This window comes from Sphingomonas sp. GW821-FHT09B04 (genome assembly GCF_059418285.1).
Window position 1 is genome coordinate 374,465 of sequence record NZ_JBWKPO010000001.1, and the last position, 23,390, is coordinate 397,854.

General features: G+C 65.9%; 14 protein-coding genes. 6 read left to right on the top strand and 8 right to left on the bottom strand.

The window, feature by feature from the left end:
• Window positions 1–68 precede the first annotated feature (68 nt).
• A complete protein-coding gene (locus AC07NK_RS01765) occupies window positions 69–1,691 on the top strand; it encodes an alkaline phosphatase D family protein (protein ID WP_495168845.1) in 1,623 nt (540 codons plus the stop codon).
• Here the strand turns inward: AC07NK_RS01765 and pepN are convergent.
• Window positions 1,688–4,276: an aminopeptidase N gene (gene pepN / locus AC07NK_RS01770; protein ID WP_495168846.1), complete on the bottom strand. Its 2,589-nt coding sequence runs from the start codon at window positions 4,274–4,276 to the stop codon at window positions 1,688–1,690. The two genes, AC07NK_RS01765 and pepN, sit on opposite strands and share 4 nt — an antisense overlap.
• Window positions 4,277–4,388: 112 nt before the next feature.
• Between pepN and AC07NK_RS01775 the strand changes: the two genes are divergently transcribed.
• A complete protein-coding gene (locus AC07NK_RS01775) occupies window positions 4,389–6,071 on the top strand; it encodes a M28 family metallopeptidase (RefSeq protein ID WP_495168847.1) in 1,683 nt (560 codons plus the stop codon).
• Window positions 6,072–6,102: 31 nt separating this feature from the next.
• Window positions 6,103–6,927 carry a Rossmann-fold NAD(P)-binding domain-containing protein gene (locus AC07NK_RS01780; RefSeq protein WP_495168848.1) on the top strand — a complete coding sequence of 275 codons (825 nt, stop codon included), beginning with the start codon at window positions 6,103–6,105 and terminating at the stop codon, window positions 6,925–6,927.
• On the opposite strand, the gene AC07NK_RS01785 is transcribed toward AC07NK_RS01780, so the two are convergent.
• The 5 genes from AC07NK_RS01785 to AC07NK_RS01805 all read right to left on the bottom strand — a co-directional run bounded on the left by AC07NK_RS01785 (window position 6,837) and on the right by AC07NK_RS01805 (window position 12,268).
• Complete coding sequence (locus AC07NK_RS01785) at window positions 6,837–7,754, bottom strand: DMT family transporter (RefSeq protein WP_495168849.1); 918 nt, start codon at window positions 7,752–7,754, stop codon at window positions 6,837–6,839. The two genes, AC07NK_RS01780 and AC07NK_RS01785, sit on opposite strands and share 91 nt — an antisense overlap.
• Window positions 7,751–8,752, bottom strand: a complete 1,002-nt coding sequence (locus AC07NK_RS01790) for a threonine aldolase family protein (protein ID WP_495168850.1) — start codon at window positions 8,750–8,752, stop codon at window positions 7,751–7,753. The genes AC07NK_RS01785 and AC07NK_RS01790 overlap by 4 nt, the downstream gene beginning before the upstream one ends.
• Before the next feature lie 664 nt (window positions 8,753–9,416).
• Entirely contained in the window at window positions 9,417–10,442 is a 1,026-nt protein-coding gene (locus AC07NK_RS01795) for a GGDEF domain-containing protein (RefSeq protein WP_495168851.1), read from the bottom strand.
• 122 nt (window positions 10,443–10,564) lie between these two features.
• Window positions 10,565–11,107: a peroxiredoxin gene (locus tag AC07NK_RS01800; RefSeq protein ID WP_495168852.1), complete on the bottom strand. Its 543-nt coding sequence runs from the start codon at window positions 11,105–11,107 to the stop codon at window positions 10,565–10,567.
• A gap of 54 nt (window positions 11,108–11,161) precedes the next feature.
• Entirely contained in the window at window positions 11,162–12,268 is a 1,107-nt protein-coding gene (locus AC07NK_RS01805) for a phospholipase A (RefSeq protein ID WP_495168853.1), read from the bottom strand.
• A gap of 117 nt (window positions 12,269–12,385) precedes the next feature.
• Between AC07NK_RS01805 and AC07NK_RS01810 the strand changes: the two genes are divergently transcribed.
• Window positions 12,386–12,817 carry a hypothetical protein gene (locus AC07NK_RS01810; RefSeq protein WP_495168854.1) on the top strand — a complete coding sequence of 144 codons (432 nt, stop codon included), beginning with the start codon at window positions 12,386–12,388 and terminating at the stop codon, window positions 12,815–12,817.
• 102 nt (window positions 12,818–12,919) lie between these two features.
• Here the strand turns inward: AC07NK_RS01810 and AC07NK_RS01815 are convergent, their stop codons facing one another.
• Window positions 12,920–21,235, bottom strand: coding sequence for an Ig-like domain-containing protein (locus tag AC07NK_RS01815; protein WP_495168855.1), 8,316 nt, complete (start codon window positions 21,233–21,235; stop codon window positions 12,920–12,922).
• 458 nt (window positions 21,236–21,693) lie between these two features.
• Between AC07NK_RS01815 and AC07NK_RS01820 the strand changes: the two genes are divergently transcribed.
• Window positions 21,694–22,329 carry a phage tail protein gene (locus AC07NK_RS01820; RefSeq protein ID WP_495168856.1) on the top strand — a complete coding sequence of 212 codons (636 nt, stop codon included), beginning with the start codon at window positions 21,694–21,696 and terminating at the stop codon, window positions 22,327–22,329.
• Window positions 22,330–22,422: 93 nt separating this feature from the next.
• Here the strand turns inward: AC07NK_RS01820 and AC07NK_RS01825 are convergent, their stop codons facing one another.
• A complete protein-coding gene (locus AC07NK_RS01825; RefSeq protein WP_495168857.1) occupies window positions 22,423–22,713 on the bottom strand; it encodes a DUF6916 family protein in 291 nt (96 codons plus the stop codon).
• Between the two features lie 103 nt (window positions 22,714–22,816).
• On the opposite strand from AC07NK_RS01825, the gene AC07NK_RS01830 reads away from it, so the two are divergent.
• Window positions 22,817–23,383: a GNAT family N-acetyltransferase gene (locus AC07NK_RS01830; protein WP_495168858.1), complete on the top strand. Its 567-nt coding sequence runs from the start codon at window positions 22,817–22,819 to the stop codon at window positions 23,381–23,383.
• Window positions 23,384–23,390: the final 7 nt, after the last annotated feature.

Here is a 23,390-nt window from a genome sequence, read left to right on the forward strand (position 1 = left end):
CCTGTCAGGATCGGCTGTCACGAACCAGCCATATGTGCGGGCCAGGGACGCGGGGAGGGAGACCAGCTATGACCATCCGTATCGATCGCCGTTCCTTGATCCTCACCGGCACGCTGGGCCTCGGCGCCTACGCGATTCCCGGCTTCGCGCAGGGGCCGAACTGGATCGTCGACGGCTTTACCCATTCGGTGGCGAGCGGCGAGCCGGGTCCGGATTCGATGCTGTTGTGGACCCGCTATGTCGGCAAGGGCGACTCGGCGAAGCTGCGGGTCGAGGTCTCAGAGAATCCGGACTTCGCCAAGGTCGTCGCCGGCGGTGAGGCAATCACCGGGCCGTGGCGCGACTGGACAACCAAGATCACGGTCACCGGCCTCAAGCCCGGGACCCGCTATCATTATCGCTTTGTCGCGGCCGACGGCACCAAGTCGCCGGTGGGACGGACGCGGACGCTGCCGCAGGGCAATGCAGCGCGCTTCGACATCGCGGTCTTCTCCTGCTCGAACATGGGCTTTGGCTATTTCAACGCCTATGCCCACGCTGCGGCGCGCGACGACATCGATCTCGCCGTACATCTCGGCGACTATCTCTACGAATATCCGCACGGCAACTATCCCTCGCTCGATCAGACTGTGACGGGCCGCCTGCCGCTCCCCGCCACCGAGCTCATCCACCTCGCCGACTATCGCCTGCGCTATGCGAGCTATCGCGCCGACCCGGACCTGCAGGCGCTGCACGCCGCGAAGGCGATGGTCGTGCAGATGGACGATCACGAGTCCGCGAACGACAGCTGGGAAGGCGGCGCGCAGAACCACTCGCCCGACAAGGAGGGCGACTGGAGCATCCGCCGCGCCGCCGCGATGCAGGCATGGCGCGAATGGATGCCGGTCTCCGACCAACCGTGGAAGACGTACGAGATCGGCACGCTCGCGACATTGTTCCGTACCGAGACCCGGTTGCTGGGACGGACCAAGCCCTACAGCGCAGCCTCCTTCCTGATGGCCGACGATCCGGTCGCCGCGTTGAAGGCATTCCGCGACGGCGCGTGGCAGGACCCGGCAATGACGATGATGGGCTGGGAGCAGGAGGCATGGATCGCCGCCGAGCTCAAGCGATCGGCGCGCGCAGGCACCCGCTGGCAGGTCGCCGGGTTCGGCACGATCATGGGCAAGCAGGTCGCGCCCAAACAGGCGATGGACTGGCTCAAGCCAGACGCCCCGGAAATCGCAAAACGCTATGTGAAGGCGGGCGTCACGCTGGCTTCGCTCGGACTACCGACCAATCTCGACAATTGGGGCGGCTACCCCGCGGCGCGCGCGCGGTTCCTCAAAGCTGCGCAGGCGGCGAACGCCAACCTCGTCGTGATCGCCGGGGACAGCCACAATGCCTGGGCGTACAACCTCGCGCAGGACGGCAGGCCCGCCGGGGTCGAATTCGCGGGCCATGCGGTGACCTCGCCCGGCTATGAAAGCTCGACCGCCGCTGACCCGAAGGTCATCGCTCGCGCGCTGGTCGAGACCAATGCCGAGCTCAAATGGTGCGATACCTCGCGCCGCGGCTACATGGCGCTGACGCTGACGCCCGATGCGGTGCGCAACGACTGGATGTTCGCCGATACGGTGCGCACCCGCACGCCCGCGGCATCGATCGGCCACAGCGCAACGGTGCGCCGTGGTCGCAATGTGATGGCCTAGCCTTCCAGGCTCTTGCCGACCTGCTCGGCCATATCCTTGCTGAGGCCCGGTGTGGCGAGGATGCGCTCCAGCTCGGCGCGCATCTTCGTCGCGGGCGTCTCGTCGAAGCGCTTCCAGCGGCCGAGCGGCGGGACGAGCTTGGCCGCGGTCTGCGGGTTGAGCTTGTCGAGCGCGATCAGCTGGTCCGCAACGAAGCGGTAGCCGCGCCCCTCGCCGGAATGGAACGCACGCTGGTTGATCGCGAACGCGCCCACCAGCGATCGCGCACGGTTAGGATTGGCGAGAGTGAAGTCGCGATGCTTTGCGAGCTCCTCAACCGCTTCGGCGGTGTCCTCGCGCGTCGCCAGCGCCTGCGTCTGGAACCATTTGTCGAGCACCAGCGCATTGTCGGCATAGCGGTTGTAGAAGATGTCGAGCGCGGCGATGCGCTTGTCCGACTTGCTGTTGACCAGAGTCATCAACGCGCCCTGACGGTCGGTCATATTGTCCGCACCCTCGAACTGGCCGAAGGCGAGGTCGGGACCGTCCGCCGCGCCGCTCGCGTTGATATAGCCGAGCGACACGGTACGCAGCCGCCGCGCGCCCTTGCCCGCAGGCGAATATTCGAAGCGGTTGGCCCTCACCGCATCATGCGCATCGCGCCATTGCTGCTCGAGCACTCTGCCAAGATCGCGGCGCAGCGCCTCACGCTTCAGGAAGATCAGCTCGGGATCGACCACCGGCAGCTGGTCGCCGATGAAGCTGTCCGAAGGGAGAAGCACCGCTTCGGCGACGAAGGCGCGGTCGAGCGCAGGATCGGCGAGCGTGTTCGCGACCGCCTCGATCACCGCGCTGTGATCGGCGCGGCCCTGCGTCACCGCCGCGACCAGCGTGTCGAGCATCAGCTGCTGCATCGCCTCGTACCGGGCGAAGGGATCGTCATCATGCGCCGAAAGGAAGGCGAGATCGGCGGCGCTGCGGTTGGTGTCGACGATCACCGGGGCGGAGAAACCGCGGTTGATCGACAGCACCGGACGCTCGGTCACGCCCTCGAACGCGATCTCGGTCTCGGCATCCGACAACAGCACCAAACGCTCTGCCGCCACCGGCCTGGCGGTCTCGCCGCCAAACAGACGCAGTTTGAGCGGAAGCACCATCGGCGCCTTGTCCGGCTGGCCTGGCGTCGGCGGCACGCTCTGACGGATCCTCACGCGCGCGCGGCCGTCACCCGCTTCATGCTCCAGCGTCGCGCTGACACGTGGGGTTCCGGCCTGTGAATACCAGAGGCGAAACTGGGTGAGATCGGTGCCGCTCGCTTCCTCCATGCACGCGACGAAATCCTCGCACGTCGCGGCGGTGCCGTCGAAGCGCTGGAAATAGAGGTCGGTCGCCGCGCGGAACTTCTGCGGGCCGAGGATCGTGGCCATCATGCGGATGACCTCGGCGCCCTTGTTGTAAATGGTAGCGGTGTAGAAGTTCGAGATCTCGAGATATTCGTCGGGACGCACCGGATGCGCGAGCGGCCCTGAATCCTCTGGGAACTGCGCCGCGCGCAGACCGCGCACATCCTCGATCCGTTTGACCGCAGCTGAACCCTGATCGGCCGAGAAGCTTTGGTCGCGGAAGACGGTGAAGCCCTCCTTGAGCGAGAGCTGGAACCAGTCGCGGCAGGTAACGCGATTGCCCGACCAGTTATGGAAATATTCGTGCGCGACCACCGCAGCAACCGCGTCATAGTCGTAGTCGGTGGCAGTGTCGGGGTCAGCGAGGATGTAGCGGCTGTTGAAAATGTTCAGCCCCTTATTCTCCATCGCGCCGAAGTTGAAATCGTCGACCGCGACGATGTTGAACACGTCGAGGTCGTACTCGCGGCCATAGACCTTCTCATCCCACGCCATGCTGAGCTTGAGCGCGTGGAGCGCATGGTCGGTCTTGGGCAAGTCCTTCTCGCGCACCCAGATACCAAGCTGTACCTCGCGCCCCGACAGCGTGGTGAAGGTGCCGCGATTGGCGGCAAGGTCACCCGCGACCATCGCGAAGAGATAGCAGGGCTTGGGGAACGGATCGTGCCACTCGGCCCAGTGCTTGCCGTCGGACGCATCGCCCGAAGTCACCGGATCGCCATTCGCGAGCAGCACCGGGAAATGCACCCGGTCCGCGGTCATCTTCACCCGGTACTTGCTCAGCACATCGGGCCGGTCGGGGAAGAAGGTGATGCGGCGGAACCCCTCCGCCTCGCATTGCGTGCACAGGTTCCCACCCGAGGCGTAGAGGCCCATCAGCTGCGTGTTGCGTTCGGGCGCAATCTCGACCTGAGTCTCGACGACATGGCGGTCACCGGTCAGTTCGATCACCAGTGCGGGGCCATCCATCGCATAGGCCGCATCCGCGCCGTCGACCTTGACCGAAAGCGGCGTCAGTCCGTCGCCGTCGAGCCGAAGCGCGCGATCATGTGCACCGTTACGTTCGACCGTCAGCACAGCCTTCACCCGCGTCGCCGCCGGATCGAGGTCGAAGTCGAGCGCGATCTCCGGCACCAGCCAGTCGGGAACGCGATAGTCGTCGCGGCGGGTGACATGCGGGGTAGCGGCGAGGGCGTCGATCATGGGACAAGCCTATAGGCGGTGCCGTCCGGGCGGCACCACGAAATTTCGTTGCGGTGCATAGCCGTAATGCTACGCCTCAGAGCATTCTTTGTTCAATTCGGAAGACCCTTAGATGCTTCGTCCGACGCTCACGCTTGCTTTGCTCAGCCTCTCCCTGCCACTCGCCGCCCAGGAAGCCGCTCCCGAAGCCGCCAAGACCCCCACAGCGGCCGAGACCAATGCCTTCGTCAACGCGACGCTTCCGGCCGATCAGGCGGCGATGAAGGCACATGTCATGTTCCTCGCATCCGATGCGATGAAGGGGCGCGACGCGGGTTCCAACGAGTATGAGATCGCCGCACAATATGTCGCCGCGCAATTCTATGCCGCCGGATTGAAGCCGGCAGGCGTAGACGGCAGTTATCTCCAGCCCGTGCCACTGCTCAGCTTCCGTCCCGTCGACAAGGGCACGCTGACCGTCACTCGCAGCGGCGCGGCGCCGCTGACCCTCGCATTCGGCGAGGATTACATCCCCGGTGGCAATCCGGAGAAGATCAGCACCGTGATCGACGCGGGCGTGGTGTTCGCGGGCTATGGCATCGTCGCGCCGCAATATAAGCGCGACGACTATAAGGACGTCGATGTCCGCGGAAAGATCGTGGCGATCTTCTCAGGCGCGCCGGGCGGCTTCGACGGCGAGGAACGCGCGCATTTCGGCAGCAACGCCAACAAAGCCGTAATCGCGGCGAGCAAGGGCGCGGTCGGCGTCATCGTACTCGAAAGCCCGAGCTCTGCGAAGGTCCGCCCCTTCTCACGGATGACCGAAGTATGGGACGAGTGGCGGATGACCTGGGCCGACGCGCAGGGCAACGGTCATATCCCTGCCAAGGGTACGCCCACCATCGCCTCGCTCAGCGTCAAGGGCGCGGACAAGCTGTTCGGCGCTGACAAGGGCTGGACCGCGGCGAAGAAGGCGGCCGAAGCGGGCAAGCCCATCGTGGCGCCATTCGCGAGCGGCGCGACGCTCGCAGCGGCACTCAAGACCGAGCGCAAGATCGTGACCAGCAGCAACGTCGCGGGAATCATCCCCGGCAGCGACCCCAAGCTCAAGGACGAAGTCGTCGTGCTCTCCGCGCATCTCGACCATGTCGGCGTAGGCAAGGCGGACGAGAAGGGCGACACGATCCACAACGGCGCGATGGACAATGCCATGGGCATCGCATCGCTGATCGAGGAAGCGAAGCGCTTCGAGGCGTCGGGCAAGCCGCCGCGTCGTTCGATCATGTTTCTTGCGGTCACCGCCGAGGAAAAGGGGCTGATCGGCGCCGATTATTTCGCGCATAATCCGACCGTGCCCAAGGCGAACCTGGTCGCCAACGTCAATCTCGACATGCCGGTGATCACCTACAAGTTCGAGGACATGATCGCATTCGGCGCGGCGCGTTCGACGCTCGGCCCGATCGTCGCGCGCGCGACGGCAGCGGTGGGCGTCGGCGTCGGCAAGGATCCGATGCCCGAGCAAGGCTTCTTCGTCCGCTCGGACCATTACCGCTTCGTCCAGCAGGGCATCCCCTCGGTCTTCCTGTGGCCGGGCATGGCAGGCGTGGGCGGCGAGGCGTTCAATCGCTTCCTCGCCACCCGCTATCACCGCCCGTCGGACGAAATCTCCAACCCCGAGATCAAATGGGATCAGGGCGTGCGTTTCATCGAGGCCAACTACGCGATCGCACGCGAGATCGCCGACGCCGATGCGCGCCCGGCGTGGAACAAGGGCGATTTCTTCGGCGTGCTGTACAACGGATATGGCGCGAAGTGAGCTGATCCTCCCCCGGCGGGGGAGGACCTAGATGCGCCTGTTCATCTTCGGCCTTGGCTACACCGCGTCGGCAATCGCTGCGCGGCTGTCGGGTGCGCGGATCGCCGCCACCGGCAGCGTGGGCAACATCGCCTTCGACGACGCCGAGCGCGTGCGGTTCGAGATCGCGCAGGCGACTCACATCCTCTCCACGATCCCACCGGGCGAAGGCGATCCGGTGCTGACAGCCTATGGCGACACGCTGGCCGCAGCCGGCGCATGGCTTGGCTATCTCTCCTCGACCGGCGTCTATGGTGATACCGGCGGCGCATGGGTCGATGAAGGCGCGCCGATCGGCACAGGGCGCCGCAGCGCGCGGGCCGTGGCCGATGCGATGTGGGTCGCTCAAGGCGCTCGCGTCTTCCGGCTACCAGGCATCTACGGTCCCGGCCGCTCGCCGCTCGACCGGATTCGCGGTGGAGAGGCGCGCCGGATCGACGTGCCGGGACAGGTGTTCAGCCGAGTCCATGTCGACGACATCGCCAGCGGGGTGATCGCCGGTTTCGACGCGGCACCGGGCGCTTACAACCTCGCCGACGACGAGCCTGCGCCACAAAGTGACGTTATCGCGTTCGGCTGCCGCTTGGTGGGATTACCCGTACCGCCTTTGGTGACACTCGAGGAAGCAAACCTCTCGCCCGCGGCGCGCGCCTTCTATTCGGAGAATCGCCGTGTCGCCAACGGCAAGGCGAAGCGTGCGCTGGGCTGGAAGCCCGCCTGGCCGGATTACCGATTGGGCCTGCGCGCTCTCAACGCCAGCACCAGCCCGGCACCCGCGAGCAATGCGCCCCCGGCGGCGAGCAGCGACCACCGATAGCCCTCGAACAAGGTCGAGAGCAGCATCGCCAATACGGGAATGATGACGCTCGAATAGGCCGCCTTGGCCGGCCCGATCTTGCGCAGCACGCTGAAATAGAGCGGGAAGGATACCGCGGAGCCGAAGATACCGAGATAGAATACCCCGGCAATATAGCTCAGCCGCGTGTCGAACACCGGCGGGCCGACCGTGATCCACGCAAAGGTCGCGTCCATCGTCGCGCCGAGCAGCATCGCCCAGCCGAGCATCGTCGCCATCGGATAGCGTTTGGCGGTATCTGTCGCCTGCATGATGTTCGCGGTCGAGGCCGAAAGCACACCGAGCAAAGTAAGGCCGATGCCGAGCCAGATCTCACCGCTCGCAGTCGGGTCGCGGCGAAGCTCATGCAGGAAGAGCAGCCCGACACCGGCCATCGCGATCAGCGACCCGATGATAAGCTGGCGCCCCATCCGCTGGCCGAGGAAGATGCGCGAAAACACCGCGTTCGGCACCAGCAGCAACGCGAACACCACCGCGACAAGGCCGGAAGTGACATGCCCTTCCGCGCGGTAGACGAAATTGAAATTGAGCGCGAACTGGAACGCGCCCATCAGCGCGGCGAAGACGATGCCGCGCCGGTCGAGCTTCAGCGACTGGCGGGTGAACACCGCCCAGCCGAGCATCGCGACACCTGCGATCAGGAAGCGATAGGTGACCGACCAGGTCGGCGGGACCACACCCAGCTGCCCAGTGATAACGATCCAGGTCGATCCCCAGATGAGTGTCACCGCAGCGAAGGGCAGCAGCACCGAAAGCCGCGCGGAATTGGGCGTCGGCTTGCCGATCACAGCCTGCGAATCGCTTCGGCCAGCGGTCGGACCGCTGCCTCGCCCTGATCCCAGGACACGACCAGCCGCACCACGCCGGGTGACCAGTCGTAAAAGTCGAAGCCCTGCGCGCGCAGCGCCACGGCCTCGACCGGCGTAACCTTGAGGAACACCGCGTTCGATTCCACGGGATGGGCCAGTCGCCCTTCCGCCGCGTGCCCGATCAGCGTCGCGCCGGCATTGGCGGCGCGCGCGTTGCGCAGCCACAAATCGCCATCGAGCATCGCGTGAAGCTGCGCGGCGAGGAACTTGCCCTTGGATTGAAGATGCCCCGCGCGCTTGCGCCGGACGCGTGCGGCATCGGCATGGTCGGGGCCGAAGAATATCAGCGCCTCGGCGCCCATGCCGCCATTCTTGATGAAGCCGAAGCTTAGCGCGTCGACCCCGGCGCGCCAGGTCAGGTCGGCAGGCGTACAGTCCAGATGGACAACCGCATTGGCAAAGCGCGCGCCGTCCAGATGGAATCCCAGCCCGCGTTCGCGCGCCACGGCGCCGATCGCGGCGGTCTCGTCGGGCGTGTAGACCAGCCCGTACTCGGTGGCATTGGTGATCGAGATGGCGTGCGGCTGGGTCCAGTGGACGCCCGGCTTGATCCGGTCGATCACTGCGCGGATCGTGTCGGGAGTGAGTTTCGCGCCGTCGCCCTCGGCGAGCAGCAGCTTGGCGCCATGGGTGAAGAACTCGGGCGCGCCGGCTTCGTCGGCCTGGATATGCGCCTCGCGGTGACAGACCACACCGCCATAGGGCGGGCACAGCGACGCGAGCGCCAGGCAGTTGGCGGCGGTGCCGGTGGGCAGCCACAGCACGCCGACCTCGGTCTCGAACAGCTCGGAAAAGCGCGCATCGAGCGACTGGCTCAGCGCGTCGCCGTCATAGGCGATGTCCTGCACATTCGCCGCCGCCAGTGCCGCAAGCACCTCGGGACTGGCGGGCGCGGTGTTGTCGGAGAAGAAGCGCATGGCGGCCACATGCGCCTGGCGACTCATGCCGTCAACGGCCGTCCGTCGAACGATCGCCCCGATCCTGATGGGAGATGCGGCTGACGGGCATTGGTCATCTGGAGAAGGTCGCCTGAGCGATCCTCGAACCCGAGGGGAGGATCAGCTTCATCGAGCGGGACGGCGATGGCGATTCTTCGCCTCCCGATAATCCCAAGGCGACCTGGCGCCCCGGGCCGGCGGGGGCTCAGGCGATGATGCCCGAGCCCGGAACGGCGGTGGTGGTGAAGATGGTCACGGCGGTGATGCCGAAGGAGATGAGGGTCACGAGGATCTGGCGAGTCATGGTTTGCTTCCCTGTTTTCTGAGTTCTGCGCGGGTCGGTCAGGCGACCGGGCCCATGCTGATCGTGTTGGCGATGAGGAAGGCAGTGAAGCCAGCGGCACCGACCAGCGAGAAAGCGTAGCGGCTGAGCGAGTCGAAACGGAGAGCCATGATGTTGTTCCCTTTGTTGTTCCGCCGGACGATCCGGCGAGATGCCAAGAGATTTGCATGGTCCGTGCCAGTTTTATAACTTACTGAATTATATGGATTTATTATTTTGTTGCTGCAGATATTGGCGTTTTCCGCCAAGATATATGGTGTAAATTACCAACACTTGTTGCGCATATGCCCCGTTTGCGCATCAGCTGATGTGGACACAGTTCCGCCCGTTATTCTTGGCAGCGTAGAGCAGCCGGTCGGCACGGCCGACGCTGTTGGCGAGCGGCTCGCCATCAGCAACCAGGGTCAGCCCGGCCGAAAAGGTGATTTCGCCGAGCGGCGCGTCGGTCTCACGCAGGCGATAGCGTTTCGCGGCGACGGTGGCGCGCGCATTGTCCAGCGTTATCCGCGCGGCCTCAAGGTTCGCGGCAGCGAACAGGATCGCGAACTCCTCGCCACCATAACGCGCGACATGATGACCCGCACAGCTCGCCTTGAGTGTCTCGGCAATGGTCTTCAGCACGCGGTCGCCCACGGCGTGGCCGAAGCGGTCGTTGACCGCCTTGAAATAGTCGACGTCGCAGATCGCAACGCACATGCCCCCGCCAGCGGCAGCCAGCTCGGCATAGGCTTCCTCGAATGCGCGGCGGTTGGGCAGCTCAGTCAGCGGGTCGCGACGGGCATTGTCGCGCGCCTCCTCGAGCTTGTCGCGCAGCTCGGTTGCCTCGCGCGTCGCATTCTCAAGCCGCGATTCCGCGCTGTGGACGCGTTCGAGCATCGTCGCGGTGACGCGCGACAGCTCATCGAACAGCGCGCCCTCACCGCCTTTGCCAAACCGGTGGATGGCATCAGCGCTCGCCGCAAGATCGCGGCCAAAGCCGACGGTCTCGTCGTGGATGGCCTGGACCATGTCCTGAAACCCTTCGACCTGCATCTGAGTGCGGGCGACGAGTCCGTCGGCCTTTTCGCGAACGCTGCGCGCATTCGCGGGCGATTCGACGCCGAGCGATTCGATATCGCGCTTGGTCAGCCGCACCCCGCCATCGGTCAGCGCCGCCACCGCTTTGGCAAGCGGCCCGGCGGGATCATGGAGCAGATGCCAGGCGAACGCGAAGTTCGCCGGATCCGGCTCCAACCGCTGATCGAACAGAAATGTGCCGATGCGCTCGTAAAGCTGCCAGGCCGGATCGTCGGTCCTCGCAGATCGAGCGGCCCTCGCCACCGTCATAGAATTCTATCCCCACGCTCATCGGGGCGCCGCAACACGCGCCCGCAAACGCACTCTGATAGGCGTGGTCTAGGTGCTAACTGCTAAAATCCGGTGAAATCGTTACACGCCTAATAAGCATATTATTTGCGCTGTTTGGCGCGCCATTCCTTCACCGCGGCCAGCGTGTTGCGGATGTGCGGCGCGGGGCTCATCTCGCTGTGCGCGTAGATCACCTTGCCGTCTGGGGTGATGACGAAGCTGGTGCGGCTGGTCATCGCGGTCTTCGTGCCGTTGCGCTTCAACGCGACGTCATAGCCGTCGATGATCGCCGGGGTTGCCTGCGCCACCGCGAACTTGCTGGCGCAGTCCTTGGTCGAGAAGTCTTTGAGCTTGTCGATCGGATCGGCGGCCATCCCGATCACCGTCGCGCCCACCGCCTTGAACTCGGGTGTCGCGGCAGCGAACGCCTGCGCCTCGGCGCTGCACCCGGGCGTGAACGACATCGGATAGAAATAGAGGACCACCGGCCCCTTTTTGAGCTGGTTCTTGAGGTTGAGCGTGAACGCCTTGCCCGCGAGCGCACCTTGGGTGGTGAAGTCGGGTGCGGCCGCGCCTGGTGCGATCTGGGCGGTGGCGGGTACAGCGGCAGTCAGGGCGAGGGCGGCTACGATCGTCATGCGCATCTTGTCTCTCCTCAGTTGCGGCGCTTATGCGCCTCCCACGGTTCCGCGCCAAGGTCAGCGCGTGAGCGAAATTCCAAGTCGACCATGCGTATCGCGGCGGCGATAGTCATCGAGCGCCTCGCCGAAGCCGGTGAAGCCCTGTCCGAACAGATAGATGCCGAACCCACCGCCGAGGTCCGCAAGCGGATAGGAGGCGAACAGCTCGGCAGCGCCGCGCCCGCCACTGGGGCTGCCACGCACGTTGAGGCTGAGCTTGAGACTGTCGGGCTTGAGCAATGTCAGCCCCAACGAGCCATTACCCCAATAGCGGTCGAGATCGGGCGCCACCCCCTGCTTGCCGACATAGATCCACGCCTGCGGGGTCACCTCGGCGCGCCAGCCATCGCCGAGGTCGAACGCCTTGGTGAAGCGCGCGAAGATACGATTCGAATCGATCGAGGTCGCCGGCCCCTCGCCGTTCGAATCGTGGCGCCAGCCGATTCCGAACATCGCGGTGTCGTCGATCGCCTTTTCGTAGAAGACCTCAGGCGAATAGGTCGTGTGCTCGAACGGCCCCGACGGCAGGTCGAGCCGCCAGAACATCGTCTGGGTATAGGCGAATTTGAACCCGCTGAGCGGGCTTTCGCTACGAAAGGGCTGAAAGGCGAAACTGAACTGAAGCTTCGTCCCCGAATCGCCCGGCCCGAACGCGCCATAGATGGGCTCGTGCGGCGTGAAGCGCGCGAGGAGGCCAGAGGAGGTTCCCGCCGAACGCCGCACCTCGGTCTCGCCATCGATATCGGCGCTTGCGGCAACCGCAGCAGCGCGCGCGTCAGCCGGATAGGCGCTCCCCACACCCGGCGGAAGCGCACCGGCAGTCGTGGGTGCCGGACGCGCGGCATAGGCAACGGGGACGTAACGCGCCTTGGCAAAGCCGCCGGGTGCAATCGTCGCGGCGGGTGCAGGCAGGCGCTCGAGCATCATCCGCGTACCGTCGACCGCGGTCACCTCGATCTGGCGCGGCCCCTCGGCGGGCACCGGCGCCACCCCTTCGTTGAGCAGGATCACCTCGACCCCGCGCAGCGCGTCGCGCTCGGTCGCGGGCTGAGTGGGCACGGCGCGGACCTGCGCCAGCGCGGGCACAGCGGTTAGGGCGAGCGGGATCAGCAGCAAGGAACGCATCGCGCCCCGGATGCCAGCAAGCGATGACGATTGCGAGTCGCTTGGCGCGCAAGCGCTATCGGCAACCAGCCAGCCGCGTCCTACAGTGGATGAATCACAAACAGCGGAGAGACCGGAATGAGCGCAGACGAGACCGAAATCGGAAAGGTGCTGGACGAACTCTACGACGTGATCTCAGGCCCCGCAGGGCCGCGCGACTGGTCGCGCCAAACCGCGATCTTCCACGACGAGAGCCGCCAGATGCGGACCTGGGTCGAACCGGACGGAAGCCCCGCGATCAAGATCATGGGTCGAGAGGCCTATGCAGCCGATACCACCCCCTATTTCGCGGTGAATGATTTCTACGAGATCGAGACCGCACGTCGTATCAATGTCTTCGGCAATATGGCGCATGTCTGGAGCATCTACGAAGCACGTCGCTCACCCGACTCCGCCGATCTCGACCGGCGCGGGATCAACTCGATCCAGCTCTACAAGGACGCGGATGGCTGGAAAGTCATGAGCATGATCTGGGACAATGAGCGCGAAGGCGTGGTCGCCAGCCTCTAGAACCCCGCGGACCGGTCAGGTCGGTTAACACGGGACCGGACGCCGGCGCAGGGCTGCTTCTTAGAGAAAGCAGCCCGCCCGGTATCCGGTCCCGGCTCCCGTCTAGAACCGGCGCGACACGCGCAGTTGCAGCGTTCCTGCTTGGCCACCCTGGCCACCGCGCCAACCGGTCTCGAAGTCGAGCGACCAGCGGCTGGCGAGGAGGTCGAACCGAGTTCCCAGGTTCAGCTGGATCTGCTCGCGCGACCAGCCATTGCCGGACAGCGAGTAGAATGCCGCGCCGGGGATATCAGCATAATCGAGCCACTGCGGATCGATATCGGCGAACTCGTGGTTCCATTCGGCCCGCAGGCGCGGCGTGATCGAACCAAAGCTCACCTTCTGGCGATACTGGATGCGCCCGCCCACCGTTCCGACCACCGAACGCACTTCCCGCGCGTCGAAGCGCAGATTGTAGCGTCCCGCACCGCTCTCGGCATAGGCATTGAGATCCGCATCGAGATACTCGCCCCGGCCGTAGATCGACCATTGCAGCGGGCCTTCGCCACGGTCGATACCGAGCGAGAGCGCGGCGACCGTGTAGCTGCCATCGCGGCTCCCGCGCGCTTCCGAATTCACCGCCAGGACGAAACGCCGCGTGCTGAAATCGAGCTGACCGCGACCGAGCATGCCGTCGATGAAGAGCCCGTCGACGGGTAGGATGCTGGCATAGGCCGCGAAGAGCGAGCTGGTACCACGGACCTGCGCCGCAGTGCCGATCCGGCTCAGGTCGTTGCCATAGCCGCCGCCCACACCAACGACGACCCCGTCCGCGAGCTTGATGTCCGCGCCGCCGCTCAGACCAGCCGTAGTCGCGGTGATCTTGCTGCGGTCGGTAGTCTCGTTGCGCGTGCCTATTTCGATCGCGCCGCCTGCCCAAAGGGCAACCGAACCGTTCCGGCGTTTGCCGTCTTCGTCCACAAATCCCGAGCCAGGTGCCTCGGCTTCACCCACCTTGCGGGCACCCTGACCAGGCAAAGGCTCTCCGAACGCGCCACCGGACGTGGCGAGCATGCGGCCATCACCCAGCCTGTCCGGCCGCGAGAGCGGCGAGCGCAGGTCATTGGCGACGCGCCCGATCGCCGGGTCCTCGCTCGACCTGCGCATCCGGTCGGTGATCATCAGCCCCCAGGTCGAATCGTCGAACTGGTCCATTGCCCCCGTCCCGTCGCGCGAATTGAGGGTGATCCCCATCGCCGACCCGTTGCCGCCACCATCATTGTGGAGCTGTTCGGCCCGCCGCATGAAGTTCGACACCTGTGCGCGCGCAAAGCGCCGCGCCGTCTCAGCCTGAGCGTCGCTGATCGCACCCACGACCGGGTCGCTGCGCGGATCAGGACGCGCCTGCACGGTGAGCGTGACCGTCGACGGCGCTGACGTGCCGAAGGCGTTGCTCAGCGTATAGGTGACGACGATCGTCCCGCCGAAGCGGTTGTTCGGCGTCGCATCGAGGCGATAGGTCCCGTTGCCGGCCGCGACGATCGTCGTGACGACCGAGCCGGCGGGCGATACGCTCACCACATTAGCGCCGGTGAACGGCCCGCCGTTGGCGCCATCGGTCAGCATCACCGAAACGATCTGGCCATCCCCTGTAGTCGCGGTCTTGGGCAGCGCCACCGGCACGGCGCCGACCACCGTTATCGTCACGGTTCCCGGCGTCGAGGTTCCGCCCGGGCCGACGGCGACGAAGGTGAAGCTGTCGGCACCTGAATAGTTCACCGCCGGCTTGTAGGTGGCGACATAGGGCGCTCCCGCACTCAGCGTCACCGTGCCGTGCGCAGGCTGGGTGGCGATCTGGATCGAGCTGGAGACGCCGCTGACCAGCGCCGAGAGATCGATCGCAACACTGTTGTTCGTCACAGCCGTGTTGCCGGTTACGGTACCCGTACCCGGCGCCGCAACCGGCGCAGGCGGGTTGGCCACCACCATGCTTACCGTCGCAGGCGCTGAAGTGCCTCCGGGTCCGGTTGCCGTGTAGGCGAAGCTGTCCGCGCCATAATAGCCAGCGGTCGGGATATAGGTGACGACGTTCCCGCTCACAGTCGCCGTGCCATGCGTGGGCGCGGTGGTGATGGCGATGCCCGTATGGACGCCCGTGATCGAACTGGTCAGATCGATCGTCGTGCCGGGGCTGTTATACGCCACCGAGACGCCGCTGCGGCTGGCAGCGGTCGGCGCAGGCGGGTTCGCCACAGTCATGCTCACCGTCGCGGGCGCCGACGTGCCGCCCGGACCTGTCGCGGTGTAGGTGAAGCTGTCCGCACCGAAGTACGTGGCCGACGGCGTGTAGGTAACGACGTTGCCGCTCACCGTCGCTGTGCCGTGCGCAGGCGCAGTCGCGATAGCGATACTGGTGTGGACACCCGTGATCGAGCTGGTCAGGTCAATCGCCGTCCCGCTGCCCGCATAGGGCACTGCCACGCCGCTGCGATCGGCAACGGTCGGCGCCGGAGGCACGGCAACGGTCAGGTTCACCGTCGCGGGCGCCGACGTGCCGCCCGGACCCGTCGCCGTATAGGTGAAGCTGTCTGCACCGAAGTAGGTCGCTGCAGGCGTGTAGGTGACGACGTTGCCCGCCACTGTCACCGTGCCATGCGCGGGTGCGCTCGCCACCGCGATACTGGTGTGGACACCCGTGATCGAACTGGTCAGGTCAATCGCCGTCCCGCTGCCCGCATACGGCACCGCCACGCCACTGCGATCGGCAGCGGTCGGTGCCGGCGGGGTCGCCACGGTCATGCTCACGGTCGCGGGCGCCGACGTGCCGCCCGGACCGGTCGCCGTGTAGGTGAAGCTGTCCGCACCGAAGTACGTCGCCGATGGCGTGTAGGTCATCACATTGCCGCTCACCGTCACCGTGCCGTGCGCGGGTGCGCTCGCCATCGCAATGCTGGTGTGCACGCCGCTGATCGAGCTGGTCAGGTCAATCGCCGTGCCCGTGCTCGCATAGGGCACCACTACGCCGCTGCGGTTCGCCACGGTCGGCGCCCCGGGCGTCGCCACGGTCAGGCTCACCGTCGCGGGCGCCGAAGTGCCGCCCGGTCCCGTCGCCGTGTAGGTGAAGCTGTCCGCACCGAAGTACGTCGCCGATGGCGTGTAGGTCACCACATTGCCCGCAACCGTCACCGTGCCGTGCGCTGGCGCGCTCGCCACCGCGATGCTGGTGTGCACGCCGCTGATCGAGCTGGTCAGATCGATCGCCGTTCCGCTACCCGCATAGGGCACCGCGACGCCGCTGAGGTTGGCCGCAACCGGCGCGGCCGGCGTTGCCACGGTCAGACTAACCGTCGCAGGTGCGGACGTGCCGCCCGGACCCGTCGCCGTATAGGTGAAGCTATCCGCGCCGAAGTAGGTCGCATTCGGCGTGTAGGTCACGACATTGCCGGCAACCGTCACGGTGCCATTCGCAGGTGCGCTCGCCACCGCGATGCTGGTGTGAACGCCGCTGATCGAGCTGGTCAGGTCGATCGCCGTACCCGTGCTCGCATAGGGTATTGCGACGCCGCTGCGATTAGCCGCAACCGGTGCAGCCGGTGTCGCAACAGTGAGGCCCACCGTCGCAGGCGCCGAGGTGCCGCCCGGGCCGGTCGCCGTGTAGGTGAAGCTGTCCGCACCGAAGTACGTCGCCGATGGCGTGTAGGTCACCACATTACCGCTTACCGTCACCGTGCCGTGCGCAGGTGCGCTCGCCACCGCGATGCTGGTGTGCACGCCGCTGATCGAGCTGGTCAGATCGATCGCCGTTCCGCTACCCGCATAGGGCACCGCGACGCCGCTGAGGTTGGCCGCAACCGGCGCGGCCGGCGTTGCCACGGTCAGACTAACCGTCGCAGGTGCGGACGTGCCGCCCGGACCCGTCGCCGTATAGGTGAAGCTATCCGCGCCGAAGTAGGTCGCATTCGGCGTGTAGGTCACGACATTGCCGGCAACCGTCACGGTGCCATTCGCAGGTGCGCTCGCCACCGCGATGCTGGTGTGAACGCCCGTGATCGAGCTGGTCAGGTCAATCGCCGTACCCGTGCTCGCATAGGGCACCGCCACGCCGCTGCGGTTGGCCGCAACCGGTGCGGGCGGATTTGCCACGGTCAGAGTCACGGTTGCGGGCACGGATGTGCCGCCCGGGCCGGTCGCCGTATAGGTGAAGCTGTCCGCACCGAAATAGTTGGTGGTCGGCGTGTAGGTGACCACAGTACCGGCAATGCTCACCGTACCGTGCGCCGGTGCCGTGCCGATCGCGACGCTCGAATAGACCCCCCCAATCGACGGCGCGAGATCGATCGCGGTACCTGAGCTGTTATAAGGGATCGCGGCGCTCGTGTCGGCGGCCGTTGGTGCTGTCGGCGTTGCCACCGTCAGGCTCACCGTCGCGATGTTCGACGTGCCGCCCGGGCCGGTCGCCGTATAGGTGAAGCTGTCCGCACCGAAATAGCCGGCTGTCGGCGTATAGGTCACCACGTCGCCCGCAATGGTGGTCGTGCCATGCGCGGGTGCCGTGCCGATTGCGATGCTGCTGTGCGGACCGCCAGTAATCGAGGCCGAAAGATCGATCGCGGTGCCGCTGCTGTTATAGGGCACCGCCACGCCGGGCTTGTTCGCCGCGATCGGCTTGTCGATGAAGTTGAAGGTTGCCGAGGTCGTGCTGGTCTGCCCGTTGACGGTGACCGTCACGGCCTGCGCGCCCGAGCCTGCGGCCGGCGCGGTGACGGTGAGCGAGGTCGCGCTCGCCGCGGTTACTGTACCGTTGCCCGCCGAGCCGAAGGTTACCGTGTTGTTGCCCGGCGTCGTGCTGAAGCCGGTGCCGCTGACGGTCACGACCTGACTGACCGGACCCGAAGGCGGTGCGACGCCGGTCACAGTCGGGACGACGGCGAAGCTGCCGCTCGGCGCAGCCGACGTCGTCGGGTAGCCGCTCGGGGTGAAGGCGCCGAGCGAGAACCCGGCGGTCGAACCCGCCGTGGTGCCGGTATAGCCGATCGTGACGGTGCAGCTGCCCGAGGGAATGCTGAAGCCGTTGAACTGGAAGTTCGCACCGCTATCCGAGCCGCTGGCGCCGCAACTGCCGCCCAGCGTACCGCGGCTGACCAGCGCCGAGCCGCTAAACAGCGGCGCGATGTTGGGCGAGACCGAAGCATTGGGATTGGTGAAGGTGATCGTCGCGGTGCCGGTCTGGCCGACACCCAGCGACGCGGTCGAGAAGCTGACCGAGGTGGTGATGGCGCTCGCTGCGCCGACGGTGACGCTCTGCTGGACCTGCGCGGCGGCGTTCCAGTTGGAGTCGCCCGCCTGGTTGGCGTTGATGAGGCAGGTGCCGGACGATTGGAACGTCACCGAGCCGCCGGAGAGCGTGCAGATCGCGGCCGAACCGGCGTCGATCGAGAGGACTGGCGTCAGGCCCGAAGAGGCCGTGGCGGTCACGGCATAGGCGGCGCCACCCACCGACGCGGCCGGCGCAGTCGAGGTAAAGCTGATCGTCTGGTTGCCCTTGGCGATCGTGACCGTGGTGACTCCGGTGTCCGCCGTGCGGGGCGGCCCCTGCGAGTCGCTCACCCGGACAATATAGGAGAAGGTGCCCGCGACGGTCGGTGTGCCCGAGACGACACCGGTCGTGCCGCTGAGCGTCGTGCCCGGTACGAACGCACCGGCGTTGAGCGTATAGGTATAGGGAGCGAGACCGCCCGCGGCGGTGTTGGCCTGGCTATAGCTGGCGCCGACCTGGAGACCCGAAGCGGCGGCAGCGTTGATCGTCAGGGTCGCCGGAGTCACGGTGAAGCTCTGGACGACGTCGGGCGCGGCGTTCCAGTTGCCGTCACCGGCCTGGCTGGCGGTGATCGAGCAGGTGCCCGTCTGAAGCAGGGTGAGCGTGGTGCCCGAAACGGTGCAGATGCTCGTGGTGGTCGAAGCGAAGCTGACCGTCAGGGTCGACGACGCCGTTGCCGAAAGGGTCAGCGGCGACGCCGAAAGCGAAGCGTCGGACAGCGGGCCGAAGGTGATCGTCTGGCCGCCCTGGACCACGGTGATGCTGTACGACTGGGTCCGGGTGTAAGGTCCGCCGCTGCCCGCGGTCGAGCTGTCGGTTGCCGTGATATCGAAGTTGAAGGTGCCGGTGGCGGTCGGCGTGCCCGACAATGTGCCGCCCGACAGGGTCAGTCCGGTGGGCAGCGTGCCCAGCGTCCGCGCATAACTATAGGTGGCCGTACCACCGTTCGCCGTGACGCTCTGCGAATAGCCGGTGCCGACCGTCCCACCCGGGAGCGCGCCGGAGGCGGGGGACAGGGTGATTGTCGGTGCCGCGATCGTCACCGACAGCGCGCCCGTCGCCTGAGTGAAGGGACCGGTGCCGAGCGAGCTGTCGGTGACGGTGGCGGTGAAGTTGAACGTGCCGCTCGCCGCCGGAGTCCCGGTGATCGTGCAGTCGGCGTTGATCGCCGTTCCCGCAGGCAGCGAACCCGATGCGGGCACCGTGCCGCAGCTATAGGTCGCCCGGCCACCGGTGGTGTTGATCTGTGTCCCGGACAGCACCTGGCCACGCGTCCCGCTGCCGCCGGCAAGCGAGGAGGACAGCGTCGGATTGCTCACGGGAACCGTGGTCGTCGCTGGCGCCGACGTTCCACCCAGATTGGTCGCGGTGAAGGTGAAGCTGTCGTTCCCGCGGAACCCGGTCGGTGCCGAATAGGTCACCAGCCCGGCGCTGTCGATCGAGACCGACCCACCCTGGGCGGTCGTAGCCGAGCCGACCGCGAAATTGGTCGGGCTGTTCGTCGCATGACCGGCAACGCTGAAGTTCACTCCGGCGGCGTCATAGGCCACCGCCGACGCCGTGAACGAGCTGGCGACCGGCGGGGCGATATAGCTGAACTGATCGGCCGCGCTGGTCGCGCTGGTGCCACCGGGCGTGGCGACCGTGATGTCGTACGTGCCCGCGGAATTCGCGGGCGAGGTCGCGGTGATCTGACTGTTGCTGTTGATCGTATAAGTCGCGTTCGTCGCGCCGAACTTCACCGCGCCCGTTCCGGGCGCCGCCCCGAAGCCGGTACCGGTGATCGTCACCGTGGTACCGCCGCTGGTCGGGCCAGCCGTGGGCGAGACCGACGTGACCGTCGGCGCCGTGATATAGGTGAACTGATCCGCGGCGCTGGTCGCGCTGGTGCCGCCGGGCGTGGTGACGGTGATGTCGACTGTACCTGCGCTGCCGGCGGGCGAGGTCGCGGTGATCTGGGTGTTGCTGTTGATCGTATAAGTCGCGTTGGTCGCGCCGAATTTCACCGCGCCCGTGCCTGGCGCCGCCGCAAAGCCGGTGCCGGTGATCGTCACCGTCGCCCCGCCCCCGGTCGGGCCGGCAGTGGGCGAAACCGACGTGACCGTCGGCGCCGTAATATAGGTGAACTGATCCGCGGCGCTGGTCGCGCTGGTGCCGCCCGGCGTCGTCACCGTGATGTCGTACGTCCCCGCGGAGTTCGCGGGCGAGGTCGCGGAGATCTGCGTGTTGCTGAGGATCGTGTAATTCGCGTTCGCGGCGCCGAACTTGACGGCGCCCGTCGGGTCCGCCGTCGAGAAACCGGTGCCGTTGATCATCACACTCGTGCCGCCCCCGGTCGGGCCAGCAGTGGGCGAGACGGAGGTCACGGTGGGCGGCGGCGGGCTCACCGTCAGCTGGAAGTTCTTGGACGACGTGCCCGTCCCCTGGTGGCTTACGGTGACGGTAAAATTGGTCGCGGCGAGCGCGGCAGTCGGCGTGCCGCTGACGGCCCCGGTGCTCGTGTTGAACGTCATGCCGCTGGGGAGCGTGCCGCCGCTCAGCGCATAGGCATAGGTCCCGTAGCCGAAGGCCGCCGTGACCGGCGTAAAGTTCATCGCCGTGTTCACGGTGCCCGTGGCCGAAGCCACCGCCTGAGTGGTCCGGACCGCACAATAGATCGTCCAGGTCACCGTACCGGAACCGGCACCCGGCACATAGGCCGACGCCGCCATGAAACGAGTGTCCACTGGCAAGGTTATGGAGCCGCTGCCACTGGTGTTGGTATCCACAAAGACAGTGGCGACACCCGCAAGAGGCGCGCGATTCAGACGCGCGTTCACCGCGGAATTGGAAACCGTGTACGCGTAGTAGACCTCAGTCCCCGCCGCGAAATTGACGACGCCGGTTTGATTTCCGAACGGTGCCTGATTGATGAGGACCGCCGGCCCGCTGCTGCTGACGTTATAGCTGGCGTTGTCGTAGAAACTTGGATTGTTCCTGAGATAGTTGCAGCCATCGCCATCTGCGGCATGGGCAGCCATCGGCGTGAGCAGGAAGAGGATTCCCGACAGCGTAAGCACGAGAGCGTGCGCCTTGCCGCGAACGCTGCTCGACAGCGAACCAAGATCGGGAAGCAGCTTCATCAGCTCCGCGAGCCATCGCGACCCCGAGGTACGCGACGCCGCGCGTCCTCCGGACCCGACACGCGCCACGTTCCCCGCACGGGCCGCCATTGGCGTGATAAGCTGCTTCATATTCCCCCGACCCCGACGTCAGCGCAGCGGATCTTCATCCGGCACATTCTTTGCACTCGATTCACGACGAAGCGGCAAGCATCCCCCTTGACCGCGACATCCTCATTTACATGCGATAACTCGGCAAATGAGGCGAAATCGTAAAAATCTGCCGCATTATGCATATAAATTCAGATGCGCGCAATCTTGTGCCCACGCGCCGACTTCGAATAGGTCAACCCTTCGTTCATCAATAATTGCACCATATCGGATGTTACAGATGATTCTGATCTGATTTGGAAACATGGACGGGACACGTTACGATTTTTGAGTTACGATCCGTCCCACTTCAAAGTGGGAGGGGTAGAATGTCAGAACCTTTTGTTGGTCAGATCATGCAAGTTGGCTTCACCTTTGCACCGCGCGGTTGGGCGCCGTGCCAGGGTCAGCTCATCTCGATCACACAGAATTCCGCGCTGTTCGCGCTGCTTGGCACGAACTTCGGTGGCAACGGCCAGAGCACGTTCGGCCTCCCCGACTCACGGGGTCGCGTTTTCGTCGGTCAGGGCAACGGCCCGGGACTCACGCCGATCGTCATAGGCGAGCTCGGCGGTGTGAACAGCCAGGTTCTCACCATCGCGCAGATGCCAATCCACAACCACCCGGCCACCTTCACACCGACCGGCGGCACCCCGGTAGCCGGCACGCTTCAGGCGATGACCGGCGCGCTCTCCGCAGAGACTGCGGCACCGGCCGCGGGCTCGTTCCTTGGCGTTGCCAATGATTCATCGGGCAGCGTCGCACCGACCTTCTACGTGCCGGCCGGCCAGGCGGGCACCACGCCGGTCAATCTGGGCGGCCTGAACATCACGGGCGGCGGCGGTGGCGGCGGCACCGTGACCGTCGGCAACAATGGTGGCAGCCAGCCGTCATCGCTGATGCAGCCCTATCTCGGCATTCAGACCAACATCGCCCTCGAAGGCGTGTTCCCGTCACGGAACTGAGCCGAAATTCGGCAGAAAGGGTTCGGCCGCGCACTGCATAAGCAGTGACGCGGCCGAGCTTTTCATGGGCCGGGCCGCAACCCGGCCTGCCGGTCAGGAAAAGACCGCTTGATAGTGGCGCGCGGTGGCCGAGGGCACCAGCTGGCTGATCATGATGTCGTGCGGGCCGCCCTTGCCGCAATCCATCTCGTACGAGGCATTCATCAGATAGACCTCGAGCGGCGCATCGAAAAAGAGCGAGAAGGGCAGGCGTGTATCGATGCCGATCAATGGCCGCCCGCGCTCGATGCGGGCCAGCGTGATCTCCACCGGATTGGGCAAAGTGTTGATCCGAACCTTGCGTCCGACCCACGGCTCGAAATCTTCCGGCGTCAACAAATACATGAAATTCCTCCCCACCCGTACACGGCACGCTAGCGCTGCGGATTGCCCGGTGACAACCCGGTTGTGAAGCGGCCATGATCGATCGCGTTGTGGACCAGAGGGAATGGTGACGGTGGCAGAAGCGACATTGCGCCCGTTCCCGAACGCGCGGCCCGCCCCGCCCGGCGACGCGCGGCTCGCTGCCCGCGCCATCACGCTTCGCTCCGCGACCAACAGCGATCTCCCGCTACTCGCGCGCCTGTATGCCGGCCTTCGCAACGCAGAGCTGCTGCTCGTGCCCTGGAGCACCGCGGAGAAGCGGGCCTTTCTCGACGAGCAATTCCGCCTGCAACACAACCACTTTGTCCGCCACTTCCGACGCGCCGATTTCTGGATCGTCTGTGATACCGGCGCGGCACCCGCCGGTCGCTTCTACCTTGATCGCTCGCCACAGGAATGGCGGCTGATCGATATCCTGCTGGCGCCCGGCACACGTGGCCAGGGCATCGGGACCACACTCATCCGCTGGGCACAGGCGCAGGCCACCGGTGCCGGGGCCAGCAGCATCGCGCTGCATGTCGCGGTCAACAATCCGCGCGCCCGGACCCTCTACGCCCGAATGGGATTCGTGGAACGGCCCAGCGAGGACGGGCTGCATATTCCGATGCTGTGGCGGACTGGCGGCTCGTAGGGCGCGG